Genomic DNA, 23,676 nt, shown 5'->3' on the forward strand with positions numbered 1-23,676 from the left:
GACGGGGTGAGCTTCTACACCGAGTTCGCGCTGGACAAGGCCCAGACGCTTCTGTACTCCTACGCCATGGTCGGGGCGATCACGCTGGCGCTGGCAGCTCTGGCATGGCGACGAGGCGGGACGCCGGGCACGCGGGCCGCCATGGCGGTGGGCCTCGTACCGTACACGCTGCTCTGTTCCTTCTTGTGGTTGACGTCGGCCTTCCGGGCCGATGAAGTCCTGGACTGGTACTCGCACCTGGCCGCCTGGCTGGCGATCATGATCTGGCTCCTCTACGTCGCCGCGACGATCCTGCTGTTCCTCTCCAGGAAGAACATGCGTGGAGCCGACTAGATGATCATTTACAGGGGGTGGCCATGAGCCGGCCGATGCGATCACGCCTTGGGCGCGGAAATCCTGAGGAGCGCGGCGTCATGGGCGGCCTGGTGGATCTCGGACGCCGGGGGGTGCTCCTGCTCGGTGCGGTGGCGGTGCTCGCGGCGTGTGCATCGACTGCGCAAGGCGCGGATGACGACCGGGTCCGCATGGACCTGGAGCCGCTGGAACGCCGGTTCGCCGCGCTCGGCCGGTTGTCTGGCGCGCACTGGCTCGGCATCGTCTTGGGCGGCGATTCCAGGTTGTCCGCTCCGGGCCCCAGTGACGTTCGACTGGTGGGAATCGCCCAGTTGAGAGCAGGCACCGTCGCCGCCGTCGTGGGAACGCCACAGTGGGATTTCGAGCCCGAGACGCCGAGTTCGCCTCCGGAGCCGCTCGCCGAGTTCATGCCCGCGGGCGCCCGGTGGGTCCGGAGCGGATCCTTCGACCTTGAGGTGACGAGCGAAGGAGACTCCGGAGCGTTCTACCTCGATCCGGAGACGGACAGCGTCTACTTCGATTACGTCGACCAATGAGAACAGAATTCCGGGATCGGGCCGTTGCGGACACAGTCGTCGACTGGCTCATGCCGACCCCGCCTGCGCTGCTGGAATCGGCAGGCCCCAGGACCGGCCGCTACCGGATCGGGGGAGAGACCATGCCGCAGTCGACAACCGCGCAGCTGTCCTATGCGGACCTCGCGGTGGCGGTGATCGACGAAATCGACACACCACAGCGCCACCGCATCCGTGTCTCCGTCTTCAACTGAGCCGACAACGATCGCTGCGCCTCGCTCCTGGCGGCCCTGGACGTTCATCCGCGGGTCGCTACGCGCATCCTGCGGCACTCTCAGGTCTCGGTAACCGCGGACGCCGTACCCAAGGTCCTGAAGCTGTTGGAGAGTCCCGAGGCTGAGGAACCGACTGGCTTGCGCAAGCTTGTCTTGGGGAACGGTACTCGACGGCGAGGACACGGGCCGGATGGCTGACGCGTGGGTGGACGCCCAGATCCGTCTGCTCGTCACCGCCGACCTCCGATGACGACCATTGACGAGGACGGTGTGCACGAACGCGCGGGAAGACCGCGAGGCCGTCGAAGCTCGAAGCTCACGGGCCACCTGGCAATGGACGATGGGCGGCACCAACGTCAAGCCAGGTGACCCATCTGAGTGGGGCCTGCCAGACGGGCCTGGTCCCGAACCGGCATTGATCTTTCGCGGCTCCCCGCCCGGCTTCCGGTCCACGACGTCCTGGGCCCGGCGATGCTTGCGTACCTCGATGCCGATGACTTCGCTGCCGCCCGCGTCGACGCTGAAGTCGAACGTCTGTCAGCGGGTCATCGCGATATCGACGGCCTGGTGGCCTCGGTGGACAAAAAGGATGCCGACTTCTCATGAAGCACTGACCGCCGGCCCGCGCTCGAATCGGCTTGACCGGCAAGCCGTTAGGCTGTGCCCGTGACACCCAGTGCTGAGCGGGGGACGGCGTTGCGCGCGGACGCCGCACGCAACCGCGCACGGGTGTTGAAGGTCGCCCGCGAGCAGTTGGCCATGGGTGACGACTCGCTCATGCTGAACACCATCGCCCGGCTCGCGGGAGTGGGCGTCGGGACCGTGTACCGGCATTTCCCCAACCGGCACGCGCTGCTGGAGGCGCTGCTGGCGGAACGCTTCCAGCAGCTCGTCGACGAGGCGCAGGCTGCGGCGGCCGACGAGGACGCCCTTTCGGGTCTGCATCGTCTTCTGCGTTTCACTCTCGGACGCATGCTGGACGACGCCGGGTTCGCAGCGGTGCTCGAATCCGCCAGCGACGCCGATGCGCAGACCTCGGCGATGAAGGTCGAGCTGGACCGTGCCGTCGCGGAGCTGCTCGACCGTGCCCGCCGCGCGGGCGCCATCCGGCGGGGCATCGAGGCGGACGATGTCCGCCGTCTGCTCTGCGGCATCGAGCACGCGGTCCGCTCCGGTGGCAACGACACCGAGCATGCCGAGATCTACCTCGACGTCCTCCTTGAGGGCCTGCGCCCCTCGCGTTGACGGCAGCCTGGAACCCGCAGCTTGGGAGTTCGTTGCCGCACGCCCGTCTCCGCTAAGCGGATAGTCATCCATTTATGCTACGGTGTGAGCCTTAAAGCGGATGGCTATCCGGTAGCGTTCGACCAATGGAGGGCGGGGCCATGGGCAAACGGGCCGTGGTGACGGCGGGGACCGGAGGAATCGGCTTGGAGACCGCGATGGGGCTGGCGGCGACAGGTCATGCGGTGACCGTGATCGGCCGGAACGCTGAGCGAGGTGCTCGCGCGGTCGAGAGAATCGACGCGGTGGCGACAGGGCAGGGGGCGAGGTTCGTCGCCGCCGACCTCGCATCGCTCGACTCCGTCCGAGGGCTGGCCGCCCGGCTCGCGGGAGAGGGCCCGCTGAACGTCCTGGTCAACAATGTCGGGGCGATGTTCGCAGATCGGCAGCAGACGGTGGACGGGATCGAGGCGTCGTTCGCCGTCAACCACCTTTCCCCGTACCTGCTGACCGAACTGTTGCTGGAGCCGCTCCGGGCCGGAGGACCGAGCCGGATCGTGAATGTCACCTCGGGCGCGGTCCGGACGGCCAAACGCTCCTTCGATGCCGCCGAGCCGCCGGGCGGCTACTACGGCTTTCACTGGTACGGCCGAGCGAAGCTCGCCAACCTCGCTTACACGCTGGATCTGGCGGAGCGGCTGCGAGGCACGGGCATCTCGGTTTTCGCGGCCGATCCCGGTGGCGCGGCCACCGCGATGACCGACGGCACCATGCGGTCGCCGAAGATCGTCTCGCCGGGGCTGCGGCTGCTTTGGCCGCTGGTCCGGCGTACCTTCGAACGCGCCACGTCCGGCTCCGCGTCACTGGCCGCACGGTCGTCGGTCCTCGCGGCGGCCGACGCCTCACTGGACGGGCGGACCGGCCTGGTCATCGGACCCGAGGCTCGTCCCGTCGCGCCCTTCCGTCCCGTCACCGACTCCCGAATGGCCGAGGCCGTCCTCCGGCTCAGCCGGCAGCTGGCCCCGCTCACCTCAACCTGACCTTCACGCGAGAGAGAAGGCCGGACAGATCGGCCCAGCCGTGGGATCTGCGGCGCCGGCCAGATGGAGGTGAAATCCGCCGCACGGGCCCCGTACTCCCGGAGACCCCGGCCTGTGCCGGCTCTGCGATTCTGGAGCTCCGGGGGCTCCGGGTCCCGCCCTCTGAGGTGCGCGGCCGCGCGCAAGCCCTGAAGGTCACCGCGCCATCGGCGGCACCAACGTCAAGCCAGGTGACCCGTCGGGGTGGGGCGCCTGCCAGACGGGCCCGGTTCCGACAGAGGAGTAGCGCCGACTTCACCGGTACGGCTCTCGCCCGCCTTCTGGGGGTGAGCCGCACCCGCTTGTGGGGGTTCGCCTCTGCCTTTCTGGTCGTGAGCCGTGTTCGTCTGCGCGGCTTCGCCGTTGCTCCTTCATTGAGCTGGGAACTGATTCGGGGCGACCTTCTAAGGGCTGCTGCACGATTCATGACTGTGAGAGTCGTTCGGCAGCTCGATTTGGCCTGCTTACTGACAGGCGATCGCGTGACGTTCCTTCCCGGTTCACCAAGTTCAGAACGTGTTCTGACTTACGATGGCAGAGTGAGCACCAGCAACGCCGACGCCGTCACCTTCTCGGACCTGTCGAGAAACCCCCGGGCCGTCGCCGAACGCGCCGCGCGCCTCGGTCGAGTACGTGTCACCCACCGCGATGCCCCGGACTTCTACCTGACCGCCGCCGATCGTGAGGATCAGCGCGGGCAGACGCTGGCTACGGCATCTCGTCTGTTCCTCGCCCTCATCAAGCACGATCCGACCGCCCGCGCGCTGGTCATCGCCATGCCCGAGGTCTTCCCCTGGGTTCGCCACCTCACCTCCGCCGAACTGCGTGCCTTCACCCTCGAACTGGTGGAAGCGCTCTCTGATGCCGCGGAACTGGATGTCGATGTCACGACACAGGAAGTCATCGCAGGCTGGCGGGCGACCGCTCGGATCAAGGCCGACCCCGCCCACTACGCCCAGGCTCGCAAGGCCACAAGTGGCGACTTCGGGCCGGTAGAGGTTTCAGCGTGAGTCCGAAGCGTGGTGACCGGGTCACGGTCCCGCCTCCGGACGACGAGTGGGATATCCGGTTCGGTACCGGTGATGCGGTCAAGGGGTGGGAGGAATTGTGCCGTCACGCCCTGGGCAACACACGCCGATGTTTCGAGGCGCTACGCGCTGATCCACGCTCACGGGCGGATCATGAGCGTCAACATCGCCTACGCGGCGACCTCGCGACTCATCGTCATAATGGCAAGGACCTGGAGCAATGGGAATTCGAGGTCACCAGCGGCGGGCGTGTCCGCTATGCCATTGATGACGCCACTCGCACTGTCTGGATCGTCTATGCCTCACCTCGTCACCCGAAAGACACCGACGGCTGAAACAGGAGGCGGGAATCCAACCAGGTGATCTCTCGTCCAGACTGCGGCAGCCTCCCGAACCCCGGTGGCCACTGCGGCATTGGGGGCACCAACGTCAAGCTAGGTGACCCATCTGAGTGGAGCTCCTGCCAGACGGGCCTGGACCCGACCAAGGAGTAGATCTTCGGATCCTGCTGTACGGCTCGCGCTGGCCCTGTGAGCGTGAGCCGTTTTGCTGCCAAGCGCCGGTTGCTTGCGCCCCTTCATTACGAGGGAACTGGAACAGGCGTTCACAGCCTCCCGTGTAGCTCCCCAAGCAGGGCATCTGCCTTCGAGAAGATCCGCTGACGTCCGTTGGTGTGCGCGGCGATTGTCACGCAGTTCGTCACTCAGTTCTGCGGTTGCCCGAGCGTCTTCGCCTGCCTCAGCAGCTGAGCTTGACGACTTCGGCCGCCCATCGAACATATGGCCCGTTGCTGGGCTCAACCCGCCTCCCCGTTGACGTTGGCCCATCCCAGAAGGGGCATGTACACCATCGTCATGAGGGGCGCCGCCCGCCTCTCCCCACCGAGGCCCTTGCCGCCCCGTGACCCTCCGTCAGGGCCAACACAAAGCGCCCCGGAGCGATCAAGCTTCGGGGCGTTTGGGCTGTTCAGAGGATGTGGTCAGGGGGCGGCAAGGGCCTCGGTGGGGGAGAGGCGGGCGGCGCGCCAGGCCGGGTAGATGCCGGCGAAACCGCCGATCACCAGCGTGGCGACCACGCCGCCGACGCCGGCCCACGCGGGCACCACCGCGGGCCAGTTCTGGTACGTCGCGTACGCCCCCGTCACGGCGATCCCCAGCAGTGCGCCGCCGACGCCACCGAGCGCCGACAGCAGCAGGGATTCGGCGAGGAACTGGATCCTGATATGTCCCCGGGTGGCGCCCAGCGACCGGCGCAGGCCGATCTCCGCGCGCCGTTCGAGCACCGAGATGACCATCGTGTTCGCTACGCCCACGCCGCCGACCAGCAAGGCCACCGCGCCGAGGCCGAGCAGCAGCCCGGTCAAGGCCGTGTCCGTGGCCTGCTTGGCCGCGAGCGCGTCCGACGGCCGCGACACGTCCACCTCGTTCGGGTTCTCCGGGTTGGCGGTGGCGCCCAAGACAGCCTTCACCGCCAGTACGGCGTCGTCCCGCGTACGGGTGTAGACGGTGGTCGGATACCCGTCGAAGCGCAGGGTGGACTTCGCCGCATGCCAGCCGACCAGGGCGGCGAAGTCCAGTTCCGGCGCGAGGACGACCGGGCGCAGGACGCCGACGACGGTGAACCACTGGCCGCCCAGCCACACCTTCACGTCCGGGGTGGCCCTGACGACGCCGAGCCGCTTGGCCGCCGAGGCCCCGAGCACCACGGCGGGGTACCGCACGGTGGCCGCGTTGAGCCACATCCCGTTGGCCACGCTCGCGCCCACTGTGCCGAGCAGGTCGGTCCGAGCGGCCATCACCGTCAGGTTGCCCGTCTCGCCCGGCGGGACACGGTCACTCCGGTACACGTTGGCGCTGGTCAGCGTCCCCGTGGCCGTCACCGAGAGCACCGGGCCGATCCGGCCTATCATCGCCACCGACTCCTCCGGCAGGTGCGACTGGTCGCCGTGGAGGGTGTGCCCGGGGGACACTCGCAGCAGGTTCGTGCCGAGTGCGGCGAGCTGCCGGTTGAGGCTCTCTCGGCTGGAGCTCGCGATGCCGACCACGCACACCATCGCGGCGATGCCGAGCGCGATGCCGAGCGCGGACAGGAACACCCGCAGTGGCCGGGCGCGCAGACCGGCGGCGCCGACGCGGAAGGCGTCCGCGGGCGAAAGATGCGACGGCGCGGTCATGCGACCACCTGCCCGTCGCGTACGTGCACCAGGCGGTGCAGCCCTGCGGCGAGGTCCCGGTCATGGGTGATCACCACGACGGTGGTGCCGGTGGAGTGAAGGTCCCGCAGCAGCCGCATCACCTCCGCGCCCGAGGCGGAGTCGAGGTTGCCGGTCGGCTCGTCGGCGAGCAGCACGGGCGGATCGCCCACCACCGCGCGGGCGATGGCCACCCGTTGCTTCTCCCCGCCGGAGAGCTCGTGCGGGCGGTGGTCCAGCCGGTCGCCCAGTCCCAGCCGCTCCAGGGTGGCGGTCGCTCGGCGGCGTCGCTCGCGCAGCCGGACGCCGGCGTAGAGCAGGCCGTCGGCCACGTTGTCCACCGCCGGTACGCCCGCCGCGAGGTGGAACTGCTGGAACACGAAGCCGACGGTGCGCCCCCGCAGCGCCGAGAGCTTCCGGTCCGGCAGCCGGGACACGTCGGTTCCGGCGATCGTCACCGTCCCGTTGGTCGGCAGGTCCAGCGCCCCGATGAGATGGAGCATCGTCGACTTGCCCGATCCGGATGGGCCGACGACGCCGACCAGCTCGCCGGCGTCGATCGTCAGCGAGACGTCGCGCAGCGCCTGGAAGCCGCCCGGGTAGGTCTTGCCCACTCCGCTGAGGACGATCATTCGGGCACCCCCACGCGGGTGCCCTCGGTGATGCCGTCACCGCTGACCTCCACCCGGCCGTCGCCGAACATGCCCAGACGCACGGGCACGTACCGGCTGATGGAGCCGGTCACCACCTGCAGGCCGTAACCGCCCTCGGCGAGCACGGCCAGCGCCGCGACGGGGACCGTGAGCACGTCGCGCACGCTGTCCGACACCAGGCTGACGACGACCGGGGCCCGGTCCAGCCGGCCGATCTTCGACTGGTCCCGGAGGGTCACGGTCACGTCGATCGTCGCGGGGCGTTGCTCGTCCGGCCCGGGGGTGGCCACGGTGCCTACCTCGGCGATCCTGCCCTTGGCGGTCCTGCCGTCCGGGAGTTCGACCGTCGCGGGCAGCCCCCGCCTGACCAGGGTTTGCAGCGCCACGTCCAGGGCGATGCTGACCACCTTCGTGGTGCGGGTGTAGGCGAGGATCGGCCCGCTTCCGGGGGTGCCGAGCCGCCCGGTGAGTGACGCCACCCGTATCGCGCCGGGCGCGATCACCACGGACGCCGGGTCGAAGACACCTGTCTGGGTAAGCCCGAGATCCTTCTGCCACCGGCGTACGGCGACCGCCGTGGCCCAGGTGTACCGGCGGTCCACGGTCAGACCCGGGTAGCCGAGGGCGGCCAGGTTACGCTCCACCTCCTCGACGTCCCTGCCGGCGTCCCCGATGCGCAGCTGCCGGTAGAGCGGAAGCCTGCCGTAGAACAGCGGCACCGGGTCGTCGTCCGCCCGGTAGACCGACCGGCCGCGTTTGATCGTGGCGCCGAGGCGCGGTAGCCAGGTGAGGGTGCCGGAGCCGCGTCCGGCGACGGTCACCGACGCCCCGTAGCCCAGCACCCCGTTCACCTGCTGGCTCCGGGTCAAGGTGGTCCGGGTGACCGGAGCGGTGGCGGGTAGTGCCCTGGTGGTGCTCGACGAGGTGGACGGGCTCTTCCCGCCGAAGCCGATCGCGGCGGCCGTCACCACCACGATCGCCAGCAGAGCCGACCCGCCCACCAGCGCCGTCCGGGTCGGCCGGTTCACTTCCCCTCCTTCTGTTCCTGGGGCAGCTTGTCCTTGCAGGTCTCGATGGCCGCCTTGTAGACCGGGTCGCTGTCGAGCTGGGCCCGGGTGACGTTCGCGAATCGGCCCTTGATCACCATGTTTCCGTCGGCTGGGTCGGGATCGGTCATCTCGACGTCGTGGGCGCGCATGCACACGGCGAAGGCCCGGAGCTGCTCCAGTTCCTCTGGCGGGGGGCCGTTCTCCCGCATCTCCTCCGGGAGGAAGCGCAGGCACGCCTGGTGGGCGGTTCGCCACGCGCGTGCTTGCTCGCCGCTCGGCGGGATGAGCCTGAGAGGTTCGTTCGGGCCGAGATCCGGCATGGTCTGGCCGTGCTCCCGCATGCACTTCACGTAGGCGGCCGGATCGCCGGCCGGGGATGCGGACGGGCGCGCGCTTGCGGTGCCGCTGGTCGCCGAGGCGATACCGGTGCCCTCGGGGGCTTTGGTGCAGGCGGCGACCGCCAGCCCGCACAGCAGGACGGGGATCACGAGAATTGGTCTCATGCTGTCGAGGTCTACGCCGCGGCCGGTGACAGCACCGCTACGTCCGATGTCGGACCGATGTCATGCCCGGCGACGCAGAATGACCTCATGCGAATCCTGGTGGTCGAGGATCACGTCACGCTGGCCCATCGGATCGCCGAAGGGCTCCGAGACGCCGGGATGGCGGTCGACGTGGTCACCGACGGAGCGGCCGCCATGGTCGAGGCGGCCGCCACGGCGTACGACGTGATCGTGCTCGACCGGGACCTGCCCGGGGTCCACGGCGATCAGGTGTGCCGGTCGCTGGCCAGTGGCAGGGCCTGCATCCTGATGCTCACCGCGGCGGCCGGGGTCGACGATCGGGTCGACGGGCTGGAGCTGGGCGCCGATGACTACCTGGGCAAGCCGTTCGCGTTTCACGAGCTGGTCGCCCGGGTGCGCGCGCTCGGCCGCCGCGCGCCGTCCGCGCCGCCGATCGTCCGCCGCGGCGACCTGGTCGTGGACCGGGCCCGCCACCGGGCCAGCCGTGGCACCCGCGCGTTGTCGCTCACCCGTAAGGAGTTCGGGATCCTGGAGATGCTCATGGCCGCCGACGGCGGCGTGGTCAGCACCGAGGAGCTGCTGGAGCACGTCTGGGACGCCAACGCCGACCCGTTCAGCAACATCGTCTCGGTCACGATGACCCGGTTACGCCGCAAACTCGGTCCGCCGCCGGTGATCGAGACCGTCGTCGGACGGGGTTACCGGCTGTGACCCGGCCGCGCCTCACCATCCGGGTCCGCCTCACGCTGCTCTACACCGGCCTGTTCGCGGCGTGCGGGGCGATCGTTGTCGCCATCACCTACTTCCTCGTGGCCGGGCTTCCCGAGATCCAAGGCACGGGGACGCGCCCGGCGGACAATGCCGAGCAGTTCCTTACGTACTGCGGGCAGGCCCTCCGCGTGGACGCCGACCCCGCGCTTCAGGCCAAGTGCGACCTGGCCTACCTGGAAGGCGTCGTGGCCGGCGCGGCGGGCCAGCGCGAGGGGACCCTGTCGCACCTGCTGCGGTACTCGCTGATCACCCTCGTGGTGGTCATCCTCCTCGCCGCGCTCGCCGGGTGGATCGTCGCCGGGCGGGTGCTGCGCCCGGTCCACCGCATCACCGCGGCGGCGCGCGCCGCGTCCGAGCACAACCTGTCGGCGCGGGTGTCGCTGACCGGCCCGCGCGACGAGCTGCACGAGCTGGCCGACACCTTCGACGACATGCTCGGCCGCCTGCAGGCCGCGTTCGAGAGCCAGCGGCGGTTCATCGCCAACGCCAGCCACGAGCTGCGCACGCCACTGACCGTCATGCGCGCCACCGTCGACGTCGTCCTCGGCAAGCGGGCACCCACGGAGGCGGAGCTGCTGAGCATGGGCCGGGACGTCCGGGTCGCCGTCGACCAGGCCGAGGCGGTCGTGGGGGCCCTGCTCACCCTGGCGCGGAACGAGCGCGGGCTGAGCGTCCGGGAGAAGGTCGACCTGGCCACCGTGGCCGAGGACGTCCTCGACGACCTCCGGCTCGGCGACCGGAACCTGCACGCGATGCTGGAGCCGGTGGTGACGTGGGGTGACCCCGTGCTGCTGGAACGGCTCGTCGCCAACCTGGTCGACAACGCGATCCGCTACAACGTGCCCGGCGGCGACATCTGGCTCACCACCTCCGCGATGGACGAGCGGGTCACGCTTTCGGTGACCAACACAGGACCGGACGTTCCCGCGGATCGCGTCGACGCCCTGTTCGAGCCGTTCCAGCGCCTGCACGATCGCACCACGTCGGACGGGTTCGGGCTGGGACTGGCGATCGTCTCGTCGATCGCCGCCGTGCACGACGGTGCGATCACCGCCGCTCCCCGCCCGGATGGCGGCCTGCGCGTCACTCTGACGGTTCCAGCGGCCGGGCCTGCACCGCGCGAGCAGTCGTCAGATCGCGCCCATTGATTGGGCGCCCCAGATCTCGCCACATCCACGTGGGCGGATAGCCGCCCAAGCCTGAGAGCGAAGCCGGTCGCAGCGTCTGATCAAAGCGAGGGATGGGAATGAGTACGGACCTTTAGGGCGCCGAGTTTGCGTTTCGCCTTGAGGGAATCTCCGAAAGTGCCTCGCGGATCAGTTCCGACAGCCACCAGGAGAAGGACGCGCCATCGGTCCAGACCACAAGATCCACCCAGACCGATACCAGCGCGATCCCGTAGCCCTCGTGAACGTCAGCCGCGATGCCGAGATCTTCCAGCGCCGTCAGTAATCGGTTGGCTGCCCGGAGTGGCAAGCGATGCATGACGCGATCATCACGAAGGACGGCACACGCGCTGAACAGCCCAGCACTGCCAGTAGTGGCTCTATTCGTGTCACGAATACGGCCGCGCCGAGGTGATCCGGCTTAACCTAACGTCATGGATCGAGCGAGCGGCAGCTTGCCGCCCCAGTTCCGGTCTTCCCCTCGTGTGGCGTCCGCGCTCGCGGAATGCGACATCCCCACCGTCCTCGCCGAAGCCATGCGAGCGCACGGATGGACACAGGAGCAGCTCGCCGAGGCGGTGGGCTACTCCCAGAGCTGGGTCTCCAAGGTGCTCCGGCACCGACAGCCGCTCACCATTGACCAAGTCCGGGAGATATCAGGCCGACTCGGAGTGCCTCTCCATCTGCTCCGGTTCGGCCATCGGGGAGATGACGATCCGACGAAACGGCGAGATTTCGGCAAGGCGGTGGCTCTCGCGGCGCTCACCGTCGCCCCGACTCCGATACAAGAACCCCGGCGGCTACTGCGGCATCGGCGGCACCGGCGTCTGTTGCCCGGTGGGGCTGACGCTCTTCGGAGGAGTGACCGAACGCGGAGGCCCCTTGGGCGATCAAGGGGTCCTCCGCAGGCGGGGCATCGGCCCGGCCGAGCGTCGTGCGCGTGGCGGATCCGGTGGTGCCTCAAACCGTGACGACGACCTTTCCCGGAGCGTGTCCCTCTTCCACATATCCGATGGCCGCCGGGATCTCTTCGAATGGGTAACACCGGTCGATGACCGGAGTGATTTTTCCGCCCTCGATGAGCTCGGTCAGCGTCATCAAGTTCTGTTTGTTCTCCGTGCATCCGACCACGTCCGCCATGATCGTCCTTTGGGACATGAGCCGCGACATGATGAGCGCCGAGAACATGTGGCCAACGGGTTGCAGCCACCGGCCGGCCTGCCCGCCGATGATGACGCGGGCCCCCCTGGGGGCCAACACCCGCCGGCATGCCGACGTCGAGAGGCCTCCCGCGATGTCCAGCAGGAGATCGTAGCGCTGTCCATTCCGCGTGAAGTCCTCTTTGGTGTAGTCGATGACCTCATCCGCGCCGATCGATCGGACCAGGCCCACGTTCCGCGTGCTGCAGACGCCGGTGACCTCCGCGCCGATCGCCCGGGCGATCTGCACGGCGAACGTCCCCACACCTCCCGAAGCGCCGTTGACGAGGACCTTCTGTCCCGGCTGGACTCGTCCCTTGTCGCGCAGGCCCAGCAGGGCGGTGTTGGCCGCCAGCGGTACCGCCGCCGCCTGCTCGAACGACAGGTTCTTCGGTTTCGGCGCCAGTTCGCCTTCCCGGACGCACACGTACTCGGCGAAGCCGCCCTGCTTGGGCATCGCGAACACCTCGTCGCCGGGGCGGAACTCCGTCACGTCCTTGCCGACCGCCTCGACCTGTCCCGCCATGTCGGCGCCCAAGATGTCGATCCTCGACTTGCGCAGCCCGAGGCCGCCGCTCATCAGCCGCGAGACGTACGGCTCCCCTCTCATGAAGTGCCAGTCATAGGGCTGGACGGAGGTGGCACGCACCCGGACCAGCACCTCGTCGTCGCCGGGCACGGGCTTGTCGATGTCGGTGAGATCCAGTACGTCGGGTGAGCCGTACGAACGTAGGACGAACGCTTTCATCACATTCTCCTTATCCATCGCGGGTGCGGGTGTCAGCCGTGCCGCAGATTCGTGGTCGACGTTGTGGCCCGTATCGATGGGGCGGAGGCATCGCCGGCCGGATGGCGACAAGCGTGTCTCGAGCCACCGGGAATCAGCGTAGAAGGCTGCTACAGAGGGCTCATCGGCCGAAAGTACGCCTGATTGGCGGATGATCGGCTGGCTCAGATCAGGCCGTTCTACCGATGAGCCGCCGCTGTCTCAGTCGTCACGATCAGGTCATGACCGACGAGAGCCTGACAGGACACCTTCCGTCTCCGCAGTCGCCGCGAAACGGCCGGTCGGCGGATGACCGGAACACAACAGGGACTTCCGCCGTAGCCTTCTCCGCCAGGGCGAACTGGCTCGTGCCCGCTGCGCTGGTCGTGCTCAGCGCTGTTCCGATGGCCGCCGGAGCCGTCCGCCTGACCGAGCTGACGGGCGGCGCGGAAATCACATCGGAGAACGCACGGTTCTTCGCGGCGCCCCTGCCTGTGGTGCTGCACATCCTCAGCGTCGGCCTGTACAGCATTCTGGGGGCCTTTCAGTTCGCTCCCGGCTTCCGCCGCCGGAGGCCCGCCTGGCACCGCGTCGCCGGGCGGGTTCTGGTCCCATCTGGACTCGTCGCAGCGCTTTCGGGGCTGTGGATGACCCTGTTCTATCCCCGCCCCGTCGGCGACGGCGATCTCCTCGCCGGGTTCCGGCTCGTGTTCGGCTCGGCCATGGTCCTGGCCATTGTTCTCGGCTTCGCCGCGATCCGGCGACGGGACGTCGCCAGGCACCGCGCCTGGATGATCCGCGGTTACGCGATCGGTCTGGGCGCGGGCACGCAGGTGCTGACCCATCTGTTCTGGTTCCTGTTCCTCGGCACACCTGGGGAGTTCCCCAGAGCCCTGCTCGTGGGCGCCGGGTGGGTGATCAACCTCGCGGTGGCCGAGTGGTTCATCCGCAGGCGTCCGCCCCGTACCTTCACCGGCTCCGCCGATGTTCCGCGGGCGGGTCTCACCGGCCGCGGAGGAACGGGGACCCGTCACCGGGGGTAAGGGGGCGTCGTGGAGGCGGTGGGTGAAACCCGGCCCGCGGCCCGCCACGGCGGGAGCGGAGCCGCACCGAGCCGTCGCGGCGAGGGATCCGGCGACCCGGCCGGTGGTCACGGTATAGGGGGCGTCGCCGTACCCGGCTCAGTTCCTGACCCGGTTGGTCTCGTAGGCCCACATGGCGATCTCGACGCGGTTGCGGGCGCCCAGCTTGGCCAGCAGGCTGGCGATGTGGGACTTCACCGTGCTGAGAGAGATGTGCAGCTCGTCGGCGATCTCGCTGTTGGTCCGTCCACGTGCCACGGTGGCCAGGATCTGTTCCTCCCGGGCCGTGAGCGCCTCGATGGGGCGCACCGGCGGTGTGGCGGGCACGGTGCGGGCGAAGGTTCCCAGCAGTCGGGCGGTGACGCTCGGGGCGATGAGCGCGTCGCCGTTCGCGGCGGCGTGGACGGCCTGGGAGAGCAGGTCGGCTCCGGCGTTCTTGAGCAGAAAACCCCGGGCACCGGCTCGCAGCGCGGCGTAGACGTACTCGTCGAGGTCGAAGGTGGTGATGACGACGACGGCGAGGGGGTCCTCGATGCCCGGCCCGGCGAGGGAGCGGGTGGCTCCGATGCCGTCGAGGCCGGGCATGCGGATGTCGAACAGGCACACGTCAGGGCGTAGGCGCCGCGCGAGCTGGACGGCCCGCCACCCGTCGGCGGCTTCACCGACGACCTCGATGTCCGGCTGGGCGTCGAGAATCATGGTGAGCCCGGTGCGGACGATCTCCTGGTCGTCGGCGACGAGCACCCGGATGCTCATGTCACCGCTCCGGTTCGGGGCAGTACGGCGGTCACGGTCCAGCCTCGATCCGGGGCGGGGCCGGCTTCGCAGGTGCCGCCCAGCAGGTCAGCACGTTCGATCATGCCGATGAGCCCGTATCCCGGTGACCCGGCCGGGCGTACCAGGCCGCTGTCGCCGTCGTCGCTCACTCGCAGGCGCACCGATGTGTCGTCGGCGGCGACGCGAACCTCGATGCGGGTGGCGTGACGGGCGTGCCGTCGAGCGTTGGTGACCGACTCCTGGGCGATGCGGTAGATCGCAGCCTCGACCGGCAGGGGAAGGTCACCGATGTCGTCGGAGATCTCCACGTCGACGGACGGGCCGGAGCGGCCCGGGCTCGCGAGCTGTTCGAGGTCGGTGATGCGACGGCCGGGCGCCGACTCCGCGGGTTGGTCCCGGCGCAGGAGGCGGACCAGGGCGCGCATCTCGTCGAGGGCGCGTGCCGCCTCGGCCTCGATCACGTGGAGTGCCTCGGTCGCGGAGTTGGGCCGCGACGCCGAGGTGGCGATGCCCGCCTGTGCTCGGATCGCCATCGCCGAGATGTGATGGGCGACGGTGTCGTGCAGGTCGCGGGCCAGCCGTTCGCGTTCGAGCAGCTTGATCTGGTCGAGCTCGCGCATTCTCGCCCCGGCCCGGTAGCGGAGCGCCCCGCCCAGGGCGACGGCCGAGAACGTGACGGCGAACGCGCCGACCGTGTCGCCGGGGGTGAGGCGGCCGGAGAACAGCGAGAGGGAGACCGTGACGAGCATGATCGTCAAACCGATCGCGACCTCGCGCCCCGATCCCCACCGGAACAACGAGTACAGCAGGACCAGCACGTACACCATCGTGTACGTCTCCAGGGCGTCGCCGTCCGTCAGCAGCGGGGCCAGGCTCGTGGTGGCGAAGACGATCACGACCATCAGCAGCGGCCTGGTCCGGCGCCACAACAGCGTGGGCACCAGCCCGACGGTGACGGTCACCGAGACGGCCCGCCATGGAAGATCAGGCCGCAGAACTCCTTCGAGCACCGCGACCGCCACGAGTACTCCCACGAGTGCCCAGTCCCGCCAAGCCCGCGACGGCGGGTTGGGAGGGCGGGGCTCGTCCCACACGGAGCGAAGAAGGGCGAGCACATGAACATGGTACGAAAGTCCACGCTGCTCGGGGCGGCCCAAAGTACAAGACGCACATTTCACCGTCGCGCGGCCCCGAGATGTGGGGGGCCGTACCGCGCCGCTGTCTCACGGTCGATCGGGTGCCCGCGGGTGAGACAGTGCTCACGCCGGTACCCCACTGAGCGACGCCGACCGTGCGGATCCGCGAGGCGGACGTCGGCCACGACACCGTCGGTACCGACGTCAATCTCTCAGCAGGGAGCGCACCAGTTCGGTGATCTCTCCGGGGGCGGTCTTCGGCGTCCCGGCGCTGAACGGTGGCTGCGGGGCGTACTCCAACCCGAGTTGGATCGCCATGGCCATGTCCGGCCCCGCCAGCAGGGACGTGAGGTAGAGCGCCATGTCGATGCCGGCCAGCACGCCGCCCGAAGTTATGATCTTGCCGTCTCTGACGAAGCGCTCGTTGACCGGCCGCGCCCCGAACTGTGCGAGCAGGTCGTAGGCCACCCAGTGAGTGGCCGCCCTGACTCCCTCCAACAGGCCTGCCGCGCCGAGCGCGAGCGAGCCCACGCATACCGAGGTGGTCCAGGTGGTGGTCGGGTGTACGGCCTTCAGGTAGTGGATCAATTCCTGGTCCGCCATGCTCCGCTGCACGTTCTTGGCGCCAGGCACCACCAGGACATCGGGTCTGGGCAGATCGGCGAAGGAGGCGGTGGCGGTCAGCGTGACTTCCTCGTCGGCGATGACGCCTGGCCGTTCGGCCACGAAGGTGACCGTCGCGCCGGGAATGTTCCGGAGCACGAAGTACGGCCCCAGGGCGTCCATGGCGTCGTAACCCGGGTACAGGGGGATGGCGATGTGCATGTCAGTTCTCCTTGTCACGGAACCTGCGCCGGTAACCTCCCGGCGAGATCTTGAGATGCCGGCGGAAGACGCGATAGAGGGTCTCGGGCGTCCCCAGCCCCACCCGGGTGGCGATCCGGTCGAGCGGCTCATCGGTGCTCTCCAGCAGTCGCTTGGCCGCCGCCGTCCGTGCGTGCTCGACATACCGTGCGGGTGGCACGCCGACCTCGGCCCTGAACACGCGTGAGAAGTGGCGGACACTCGTGTTCACGCGTCCCGCGAGAACCTCCACCGACAGGTCGGCACTGAGGTTCTCCTCGATCCATCCCTGCAGGTCGCGCAGGGGTTCGCGCTTCGGCGTCCGCGCGCTCAGCGGCGTGCTGAACTGGCTCTGCCCGCCTGGGCGCTGCAGGTACACGACCAGCCAGCGGGAGATCTCCCTGGCCAGGTCGTGCCCGTGGTCGTGGGCGACGAGGGCAAGGGCGAGGTCGATCCCCGAGGTGACCCCCGCCGAGGTCCACACGTTGCCGTCGCGTACGTGGATACGGTCGGCGTCCACCCGTACGTTCGGATGCTCGCGGGCGAGCAGGTCCCCCACCGCCCAGTGGGTGGTCGCCCGCCGCCCTTCCAGCAGGCCGGCCTCGGCCAGCAGCAACGTGCCCGAACAGATGGACCCGATACGACCTGACTCCCCGGCGAGCCTGCGCACCTCCGGTACCAACGCCGCCGTGTCGGCGACAGCCGTGCGGGCCGGGAGACCGCCGACGACCAGCAGCGTGTCGATCGGACCTCGCACGCTTCGCAGCGGTGTCTCGGCGGTCACCGTGACACCGGACAGGGAGCGCACGGCTCCCGCGTGGACGGCCGTGACCTCCACCCGGTAGTCGGCGCCGGGGCTCAGCAGACCGGCCGCGGAGAAGACATCGGCGGGCCCCGCGAGATCGAGCAACTGGAAGCTGTCAAAAAGCACGATGACGACGCGTTTCGGCATACCGCCCATGCTTGGCCATCCGTGGCGATGGCTGAAAGGACACATATCTTGCAGATCCGGCCATGACGAAGCGCCGCACAGTGGTGCTAAAAGATCTTGAAAAAGATTTGAGCGGGCTGTCGAATCGGGGCGGTCTCGTTCGAAGCGTGGTCAGAGGGCCGAGAGGAACACCCGAGAGCCGGCCCAGGACTCGTAAGGAGAACGGCCATGACCCAGCAGCTGACGAGGACCGCGCCCCCGGTGACCTGCGACCCGCGTACCAGTGTCACCAGGTCGCTGCTGGGCTACGGGATCATCGCCGGGCCGGTGTACGTCGGGGTGTCCCTGGTCCAGGCGCTGACCCGGGAGGGATTCGACCTCTCCCGCCACGCATGGAGCATGCTGGCCAACGGCGACCTCGGCTGGATCCAGATCACCAACTTCGTCGCCGCCGGGCTGATGGTCATCGCCTGCGCGGTCGGCCTGGGCCGGGCCCTGGCCGGCGGGCGGGGCGCGACCTGGGCTCCCCGGCTCGTCGGGATGTACGGGGTGAGCCTGATCGGCGCGGGGATCTTCCGGGCGGATCCGGCGATGGGCTTCCCGGTGGGGACGCCGGAGGGGCCCGGGGCGGTGAGCCTGTCCGGGACGCTCCACTTCGCCTGCGGCGCGGTGGGTTTCCTGTGCGTGATCGTGACCTGTTTCGTCATCGGCCGCAGGTTCGCCGCCGCGGGCCGTACCGGGTGGGTGCTTTACTCCCGGCTCACCGGCGGGTTGTTCCTCGCGGCCTTCGCCGCCATCGCGACCGGTGCGGGCGCCCCGTGGGCCAACCTTGTCTTCACCTCCGGGGTAGTGATCGTCTGGGCCTGGCTCTCGGCCCTGTCTCTGCACCTGTACCGGCACACCGCCCCCCAGCACGCCTGAGCGCACCCGATCCCCGCACCACACCGTCAAGAAAACAAGATCGAAGGAGACATCCGATGCGATACATGATCATTCTTAGGGTCACCAACCAGCCCACCACCCCGCCGCCGGCGGAGCTGATGGAGGCCATCGCCAAGCTCGGCGAGGAGGCCACCGGGGCCGGGGCGCTGCTCGACACCGCCGGGCTGGCCCCGAGTGCGCAGGGCGCGCGGGTCGAGCTCACCGGGGGCAGGCTGAGCGTCACCGACGGCCCGTTCGCCGAGGCGAAGGAGCTGATCAGCTACGCGCTCTACCAGGTCCGCTCGAAGGAGGAGGCCGTCGAGTGGACCTCCCGCTTCCTGAAGATCCACCGGGATCACTGGGCGGGCTGGGAGGGCGAGGCCGACGTGCTGCGCGTCTTCGGCCCCGAGGACTTCGCCGCCCCCGCCTGATCCCACCACCGTGCACGAGCCCCCGGCCGGGAACCCCGGCCGGGGGTTCGTGCGTTTCCCGGCACCTTCGCGGCCGGACGTACTCACGGGCTGGACGCGTACACCGGGAGTCGTTCGCGGGATCGCCGGCAGGCGAGGTCGGGCGTCCCGGGGAAGGGAGCGCGCGGCCGTGACCTCCACCTGGGGCCATGGGGTCCGGCTGATATCGTCTCCCGAGATTGGAAGGCGGACGATGGGTTTTGGCGAGTTGATCGTGCCTAGCGGACTGGAGCAGGTCATCGGTCCGGAGGAGCTCTTCTTCTCCACGACGGATCGGCACGGGTTGATCCGCAGCGGGAACTCCGTCTTCGTCCGGACCTCCCGGTTCTCCCTGGACGAGCTCACCGGGGCATCGCACAACATCGTGCGCCACCCCGACATGCCTGCCGGGGTCTTCCGGTTGCTGTGGGACCGCTTGCTCTCCGGGCGTCCAGCGGGAGCCTACGTGCGGAACCTGGCCAAGGACGGCAGCCACTACTGGGTTTTCGCCACCATGACGCCCTCGGCGGAGGGTTTCCTGTCGGTTCGGATGGCGCCGCGGTCCGAGCTGTTCGAGGAGGTCAAGCGCATATACAAGTATGTCGCCGACGTCGAGTTCGAGGCGGCCGAGCGCGGTCGGATGAACCGGCGTGACGTGGCGCTGTTCGGTAGGGAACAGATCGAACAGCTGCTGGGAGAGCGCGGATTCGGCTCGCATGACGACTTCCTCACCGAGGCGCTGACCGCCGAGGTCGCGGCGCGCGGCCGGTTGGCGTCCGCGACCTATGCCCGGTCCTGGGCGCGGGGACCGATCGCGGAGGTGCTGGCCGGGGTCGGAGCGCTGGAAACGCTGCTGACCGGCCTGGTGGAGCGGCTGGAGAGCTATCGGGTGTTCAGCGACCGGCTCATGCGGTCGTCCACCCAGGTGCTCGACGTCGCCCGCCGGCTCGACGAGGTGGTCGCCGGAGCCCAGGTCGCCTCCGAGACGGTCGCCGACACCGTACCGGTGCTGAGCAACGTCGCCCGGGTGATGGCCACGCCGACGCGCACCGCGATGGGCACGCTGGAGCGGCTGGTGCCCAGGCTCGCCGCGCTGCGCTCGTACGTCACGGACCTGCGCTTCCGGATCGTGCTGGCGAGCCTGCACAACGACATGGTCGCCGCGTTCGCCGCCGAGGTCGCGGACGGTATCGCGCCGCGTACCTCGCTGAGCGAGGTGCCCCAGCTCTGCGATGCCGTGCAGGAGAGCGTGCTGGAGATGTCGGCCAGGGCACAGCAGGTGAACCAGACACTGCGCGAGGTCGTCTCCGAGATCGCCGAGGCGGGCGAGCGGCTCACGGAGTTCCGCTGGTTCCTTGGGAAGTGGCGGATGCTCGTCCTGCGTCACCGGGTCGAGGGCGCACTCGGTGATCTGGTGCGGCCGATCGACGACGAGTTCGCCGCGATCTGGGACGGCCTGGACATGCTGCACGCGCTGGGCAGGGAGTTCGAGGCCTCGGCCGTGCCGTTCGATGTCCGGGAGCTGGAGGCGCAGGTGGACCGGATCAGGGCCGCGGCCACCGGGTACCGCGACGCGTTCTGAGCCGGGTCCGGCCGCGAGGTTCGCGCTGATCCTCATGAAGTAGGGCGCATAGGCCACAATCGGTCTCGTGCAGTTCGGGATCCTGGGGCCGTTGGAGGTGCGGACGGAGGAGGGGGAACCCGTCTCCGTCGGCGGCCCCCGGTCGCGTGCCCTGCTGGTGCTGCTTCTGCTCGACGCGGGCCGGCTGGTCAGCGTGGACCGGTTGATAGACGGGCAGTACGGTGACGATCCTCCGGCCGGTGCGGCCAACGCGATCCAGGCCCAGGTGTCCCGGCTCCGCCGCGGCCTGCCGCCCGGCCTGATCACGTTTCACCGGGCCGGATACCGGCTCGCGGTCGACCCCGATGACGTCGACGCGCACCGGTTCGAGCGGCTCGCGCGCGAGGGACACAGGCTGCTGACCGCAGGCCGGCATGAGCATGCCGCGAGGGTGCTCAGCGAAGGACTGGCGCTGTGGCGAGGGCCCGCGCCGACCGGCATGCCGCAGGCGGGCCGGCTGGAAGAGCTACGGCTGGCGGCGCGGGAGGACCTGGTCGAGGCCGAGCTCGCGCTCCCGGAGGGCACCTCGATAGCCGAGTTGCGGCAGTTGGCGGCCGAGAACCCGTTGCGCGAGCGGCTGTGGGGCCAGCTCATGCGGGCGCTGCACGCCTCCGGGCAGCAGGCCGCGGCGCTGGCCGTCTTCGACGAGGTCAGGCGGCTGCTGGCGGACGAGCTCGGCGCCGGCCCGGCGCCGGAACTGGCGGCGCTTCACCTGGCGATCCTGCGCGGCGCGGAGAGGCCCGGGACGGTACGGCACCGGCTGCCCGCGCAGCTCACCGGCTTCGTGGGCCGCGAGGCCGAGCTGGACCGGATCGACTCGCTGCGGGACTCCCGTCTGATCACCCTGACCGGTACGGGCGGCACCGGCAAGACGAGGCTGGCGATCGAGGCGGCCCGCCGCCTGACGCGGGACGTGTGCTTCGTCGATCTGTCCCCGCTCGACGACGGAGGTCAGATCCCCCTGGCGGTGCTCGGCGCGCTCGGTCTGCGCGAGGCGGGGCTGCGGTCACCGGTGCCGGGCCGGCTCGACCTCACGGACCGGCTCGTGGCGGCCCTGGCAGACCAGGAGCTCCTGCTCGTCCTGGACAACTGCGAGCACGTGATCGCTCCGGCCGCGGCGCTCGTCCGGCGGCTGCTCGACGCCTGCCCGGAGCTGGCCGTGCTGGCCACCAGCCGCGAGCCGCTCGGGCTCACCGGCGAGATGCTCGTCCCGCTCTCGCCGCTGGCCGTACCGCCCCCCGGCACGGATCTCGACGACGCACTCGGCTATCCCTCGGTGCGGCTGTTCATGGAGCGAGCCGCCGCCGTACGTCCCGGCTCCGTCATGAGAGCCGAGGTCGCCGAGATCTGCGGCATGCTGGACGGGCTGCCGCTGGCCATCGAGCTGGCGGCGGCGAGGCTGAGGTCGTTCACCGTCGAGGAGATCGTCGCGCGCCTGAAGGAGTACGGCCGGTTCACGCTGCTGTCCCGCGGTGATCGCACCGCGGCGGCACGGCATCGGACGCTGTACGCGGTGGTGGACTGGAGCTGGAGCCTGCTCAGCCCCGAGGAGCAGGCGCTGGCCGCGCGGTTCTCGGTGTTCTCGGGCAGCTCGTCCCTGGAGGCCGTCGAACGGATCTGCGGATCCGGCGAGGTGCTGGCCGGCCTGGTGGACAAGTCACTCATCGAGGCAGGCGACGGCCGCTACCGGATGCTCGACACGATCCGCCTGTTCTGTGCGGAGCGGCTGGCCGAGGTGGGGGAGCGGGAGCGGGTGCGTGCCGGGCACGCCGCCTACTTCCTGGAGCTGGCACAGCGCGCCGACCCGTGGTTGCGCCGGGCCGAGCAGCTCGAATGGCTGGCCCTGCTCTCCGCCGAGCAGAGCAACCTGCGGGCCGCGCTGGGCCGTGCCGTACCGGATGACCCGGAGACGGCGCTGCGGCTGATCGCGGCCCTGGCGGCGTACCAGTGGCTGAGCGGGCGGCGGGAACAGGCGGTCTCGTCGGCGCGCCGGCTGCTCGAACGGTTCGGCACCGAGCCGCCCGAAGGGCTGGAGGAGGAGTACGTCCTGTGCGTGTTGCAGGCCGTACCGCATATCCTGCCGGCGCAGTGGGCGCGGGCCGAGGAGATCATGCGGTCGCTGGACCGGGAGCTGCGCTACCCCTTCACGTCCGTTCTGTGGGGCATGGTCGCGGGGCCACCGGCTCCCGGGGCCGGCCTGATGCGGGAGCGGCTGCTCGGCTCCGACCCGTGGAGCCGAGCCGTGGCCATGCTCGGGGCGTCCCTGATGCACCTGCTTGACGGCCACGTGGCCGATGCCGAGGGAGAGCTGGAGTCGACACTGGCGAGCTTCCGCTCCGTGGGCGAGCGCTGGGGGATGGCGCAGGGGCTCGAATGGCTGGGAGTGATCGCCGGCTGGCGGGGGGACTGGGCGCGGGCCAGGCGGCTGTGGGGGGAGGCACTGGATCTGCACGAACAGCTCGGCGCTCTGGACGAGATGGTGGACGTGCTCTGCCGGAGGGCCGACGGGCTGCTGCGCGAGGGCGATGTTCCCGCGGCCCGCGCCGACCTGCGGCGCGCCACCGAGCTGGCGCGCGGGACGAGCGCGTCACACCGGTCGTCGCCGATCGAGCTGGGCTGGGGTGAACTCGCCCGGCGGTGCCGCGATCACGCACGGGCGCGCGAACACTACGCGGCGGCGCTGGACGCCGTCGGCCCAGGCGGTTACGTCACCGAGAGCATCGCGTCGCTCGTGCTCACCGCGCTGGGACGGCTGGCCGAGGCAGAGGGCGACCACGCGGAGGCCGGGCGCCGTCACGGCGAGGCGCTCGCGCTGGCGCGCATGTCACCGGCGGTGACGATGGATCTCGCCCAGGTCACCGAGGGGTACGCGGGGCTTGCCCTGCTCGAAGGCGCGGCGGAGCGGGCCGCGTTCCTGCTCGGTGTGGGGGTGGCGTTGCGCGGTGCGGCCGTCACCGGCGACCCTGACGTCGCGAGGGTCGCCGCGGGCGCCACGGAGCTCATCGGCGCGGAGGCCTTCGCCGCGGAGTTCGCCAGGGGCGCCGCGCTGAGCCGGGACGATGCGCTGACAGCCATCTCCTGACTGTCAGCCGGCTGTCACCGGCCTGTCAGCGCTCCCGGTG

At 69.8% G+C, this 23,676-nt stretch carries 26 protein-coding genes; 16 read left to right on the forward strand and 10 right to left on the reverse strand.

What is annotated here, in order from left to right; genetic code table 11:
- The 8 genes from ACWD3H_RS31420 to ACWD3H_RS31455 form a co-directional block, all read left to right on the forward strand.
- The coding region (locus ACWD3H_RS31420; protein ID WP_451957557.1) for a hypothetical protein at window positions 1-333 on the forward strand (333 nt) is incomplete at its 5' end.
- 80 nt (window positions 334-413) lie between these two features.
- Window positions 414-890 (forward strand): hypothetical protein, encoded by a 477-nt coding sequence (locus ACWD3H_RS31425; RefSeq protein ID WP_451957558.1) that lies wholly within the window; start codon window positions 414-416, stop codon window positions 888-890.
- Window positions 887-1,123, forward strand: a complete 237-nt coding sequence (locus ACWD3H_RS31430) for a hypothetical protein (RefSeq protein WP_451957559.1) — start codon at window positions 887-889, stop codon at window positions 1,121-1,123. The genes ACWD3H_RS31425 and ACWD3H_RS31430 overlap by 4 nt, the downstream gene beginning before the upstream one ends.
- A 492-nt stretch (window positions 1,124-1,615) precedes the next feature.
- Entirely contained in the window at window positions 1,616-1,750 is a 135-nt protein-coding gene (locus tag ACWD3H_RS31435) for a hypothetical protein (RefSeq protein ID WP_451957560.1), read from the forward strand.
- 60 nt (window positions 1,751-1,810) lie between these two features.
- Window positions 1,811-2,389, forward strand: a complete 579-nt coding sequence (locus tag ACWD3H_RS31440; RefSeq protein WP_355550042.1) for a TetR/AcrR family transcriptional regulator — start codon at window positions 1,811-1,813, stop codon at window positions 2,387-2,389.
- A 140-nt stretch (window positions 2,390-2,529) separates the two neighbouring features.
- Window positions 2,530-3,408 (forward strand): SDR family NAD(P)-dependent oxidoreductase, encoded by an 879-nt coding sequence (locus ACWD3H_RS31445; protein ID WP_451957561.1) that lies wholly within the window; start codon window positions 2,530-2,532, stop codon window positions 3,406-3,408.
- Window positions 3,409-3,986: 578 nt separating this feature from the next.
- Window positions 3,987-4,457, forward strand: coding sequence for a hypothetical protein (locus tag ACWD3H_RS31450; protein WP_350955391.1), 471 nt, complete (start codon window positions 3,987-3,989; stop codon window positions 4,455-4,457).
- Window positions 4,454-4,810 (forward strand): hypothetical protein, encoded by a 357-nt coding sequence (locus tag ACWD3H_RS31455; RefSeq protein WP_451957562.1) that lies wholly within the window; start codon window positions 4,454-4,456, stop codon window positions 4,808-4,810. The genes ACWD3H_RS31450 and ACWD3H_RS31455 overlap by 4 nt, the downstream gene beginning before the upstream one ends.
- Window positions 4,811-5,454: 644 nt before the next feature.
- Here ACWD3H_RS31455 and ACWD3H_RS31460 read toward each other — a convergent pair.
- The 4 genes from ACWD3H_RS31460 to ACWD3H_RS31475 are packed head-to-tail and all read right to left on the reverse strand — an operon-like array spanning window position 5,455 to window position 8,871.
- Window positions 5,455-6,648: an ABC transporter permease gene (locus ACWD3H_RS31460; protein WP_451957563.1), complete on the reverse strand. Its 1,194-nt coding sequence runs from the start codon at window positions 6,646-6,648 to the stop codon at window positions 5,455-5,457.
- Window positions 6,645-7,298: an ABC transporter ATP-binding protein gene (locus ACWD3H_RS31465; RefSeq protein WP_451957564.1), complete on the reverse strand. Its 654-nt coding sequence runs from the start codon at window positions 7,296-7,298 to the stop codon at window positions 6,645-6,647. The genes ACWD3H_RS31460 and ACWD3H_RS31465 overlap by 4 nt, the downstream gene beginning before the upstream one ends.
- Window positions 7,295-8,347, reverse strand: a complete 1,053-nt coding sequence (locus ACWD3H_RS31470; protein ID WP_451957565.1) for a peptidoglycan-binding domain-containing protein — start codon at window positions 8,345-8,347, stop codon at window positions 7,295-7,297. Before ACWD3H_RS31470 ends, ACWD3H_RS31465 begins: the two co-directional genes overlap by 4 nt.
- Window positions 8,344-8,871, reverse strand: coding sequence for a hypothetical protein (locus ACWD3H_RS31475; RefSeq protein WP_451957566.1), 528 nt, complete (start codon window positions 8,869-8,871; stop codon window positions 8,344-8,346). Before ACWD3H_RS31475 ends, ACWD3H_RS31470 begins: the two co-directional genes overlap by 4 nt.
- An 87-nt stretch (window positions 8,872-8,958) precedes the next feature.
- On the opposite strand from ACWD3H_RS31475, the gene ACWD3H_RS31480 reads away from it, so the two are divergent.
- Both ACWD3H_RS31480 and ACWD3H_RS31485 read left to right on the forward strand, forming a co-directional pair.
- Window positions 8,959-9,603 (forward strand): response regulator transcription factor, encoded by a 645-nt coding sequence (locus ACWD3H_RS31480; protein ID WP_451957567.1) that lies wholly within the window; start codon window positions 8,959-8,961, stop codon window positions 9,601-9,603.
- Window positions 9,600-10,811, forward strand: coding sequence for a sensor histidine kinase (locus ACWD3H_RS31485; RefSeq protein ID WP_451957568.1), 1,212 nt, complete (start codon window positions 9,600-9,602; stop codon window positions 10,809-10,811). The genes ACWD3H_RS31480 and ACWD3H_RS31485 overlap by 4 nt, the downstream gene beginning before the upstream one ends.
- 112 nt (window positions 10,812-10,923) lie before the next feature.
- On the opposite strand, the gene ACWD3H_RS31490 is transcribed toward ACWD3H_RS31485, so the two are convergent.
- Window positions 10,924-11,148 carry a hypothetical protein gene (locus tag ACWD3H_RS31490; RefSeq protein ID WP_400700121.1) on the reverse strand — a complete coding sequence of 75 codons (225 nt, stop codon included), beginning with the start codon at window positions 11,146-11,148 and terminating at the stop codon, window positions 10,924-10,926.
- A gap of 217 nt (window positions 11,149-11,365) precedes the next feature.
- On the opposite strand from ACWD3H_RS31490, the gene ACWD3H_RS31495 reads away from it, so the two are divergent.
- Complete coding sequence (locus tag ACWD3H_RS31495) at window positions 11,366-11,800, forward strand: helix-turn-helix domain-containing protein (protein WP_451957629.1); 435 nt, start codon at window positions 11,366-11,368, stop codon at window positions 11,798-11,800.
- Here ACWD3H_RS31495 and ACWD3H_RS31500 read toward each other — a convergent pair.
- Window positions 11,790-12,776 carry an NAD(P)-dependent alcohol dehydrogenase gene (locus tag ACWD3H_RS31500; protein WP_355550046.1) on the reverse strand — a complete coding sequence of 329 codons (987 nt, stop codon included), beginning with the start codon at window positions 12,774-12,776 and terminating at the stop codon, window positions 11,790-11,792. The genes ACWD3H_RS31495 and ACWD3H_RS31500 overlap by 11 nt on opposite strands.
- A gap of 386 nt (window positions 12,777-13,162) precedes the next feature.
- Between ACWD3H_RS31500 and ACWD3H_RS31505 the strand changes: the two genes are divergently transcribed.
- Window positions 13,163-13,837, forward strand: a complete 675-nt coding sequence (locus ACWD3H_RS31505; RefSeq protein WP_451957569.1) for a DUF2306 domain-containing protein — start codon at window positions 13,163-13,165, stop codon at window positions 13,835-13,837.
- Window positions 13,838-13,975: 138 nt separating this feature from the next.
- On the opposite strand, the gene ACWD3H_RS31510 is transcribed toward ACWD3H_RS31505, so the two are convergent.
- The 4 genes from ACWD3H_RS31510 to ACWD3H_RS31525 all read right to left on the reverse strand — a co-directional run bounded on the left by ACWD3H_RS31510 (window position 13,976) and on the right by ACWD3H_RS31525 (window position 17,584).
- Window positions 13,976-14,632, reverse strand: coding sequence for a response regulator transcription factor (locus tag ACWD3H_RS31510; protein ID WP_355550050.1), 657 nt, complete (start codon window positions 14,630-14,632; stop codon window positions 13,976-13,978).
- On the reverse strand, window positions 14,629-15,768 hold the full coding sequence (locus tag ACWD3H_RS31515) for a sensor histidine kinase (RefSeq protein WP_451957570.1): 1,140 nt from the start codon (window positions 15,766-15,768) through the stop codon (window positions 14,629-14,631). The genes ACWD3H_RS31510 and ACWD3H_RS31515 overlap by 4 nt, the downstream gene beginning before the upstream one ends.
- 225 nt (window positions 15,769-15,993) lie before the next feature.
- A complete protein-coding gene (locus ACWD3H_RS31520; protein WP_451957571.1) occupies window positions 15,994-16,614 on the reverse strand; it encodes a DJ-1/PfpI family protein in 621 nt (206 codons plus the stop codon).
- Window position 16,615: 1 nt separating this feature from the next.
- A complete protein-coding gene (locus tag ACWD3H_RS31525; RefSeq protein WP_451957572.1) occupies window positions 16,616-17,584 on the reverse strand; it encodes a GlxA family transcriptional regulator in 969 nt (322 codons plus the stop codon).
- A 207-nt stretch (window positions 17,585-17,791) separates the two neighbouring features.
- On the opposite strand from ACWD3H_RS31525, the gene ACWD3H_RS31530 reads away from it, so the two are divergent.
- The 4 genes from ACWD3H_RS31530 (at window position 17,792) to ACWD3H_RS31545 (ending at window position 23,636) form a co-directional block, all read left to right on the forward strand.
- A complete protein-coding gene (locus ACWD3H_RS31530; protein WP_451957573.1) occupies window positions 17,792-18,484 on the forward strand; it encodes a DUF998 domain-containing protein in 693 nt (230 codons plus the stop codon).
- Window positions 18,485-18,549: 65 nt separating this feature from the next.
- Window positions 18,550-18,915, forward strand: coding sequence for a YciI family protein (locus ACWD3H_RS31535; RefSeq protein ID WP_355550060.1), 366 nt, complete (start codon window positions 18,550-18,552; stop codon window positions 18,913-18,915).
- A 253-nt stretch (window positions 18,916-19,168) separates the two neighbouring features.
- Complete coding sequence (locus ACWD3H_RS31540; RefSeq protein ID WP_451957574.1) at window positions 19,169-20,515, forward strand: PAS domain-containing protein; 1,347 nt, start codon at window positions 19,169-19,171, stop codon at window positions 20,513-20,515.
- Window positions 20,516-20,582: 67 nt separating this feature from the next.
- Window positions 20,583-23,636: a BTAD domain-containing putative transcriptional regulator gene (locus ACWD3H_RS31545; protein ID WP_451957575.1), complete on the forward strand. Its 3,054-nt coding sequence runs from the start codon at window positions 20,583-20,585 to the stop codon at window positions 23,634-23,636.
- The last annotated feature ends 40 nt before the right edge of the window (window positions 23,637-23,676 follow it).

The organism is Streptosporangium sp. NPDC002607 (genome assembly GCF_053592655.1).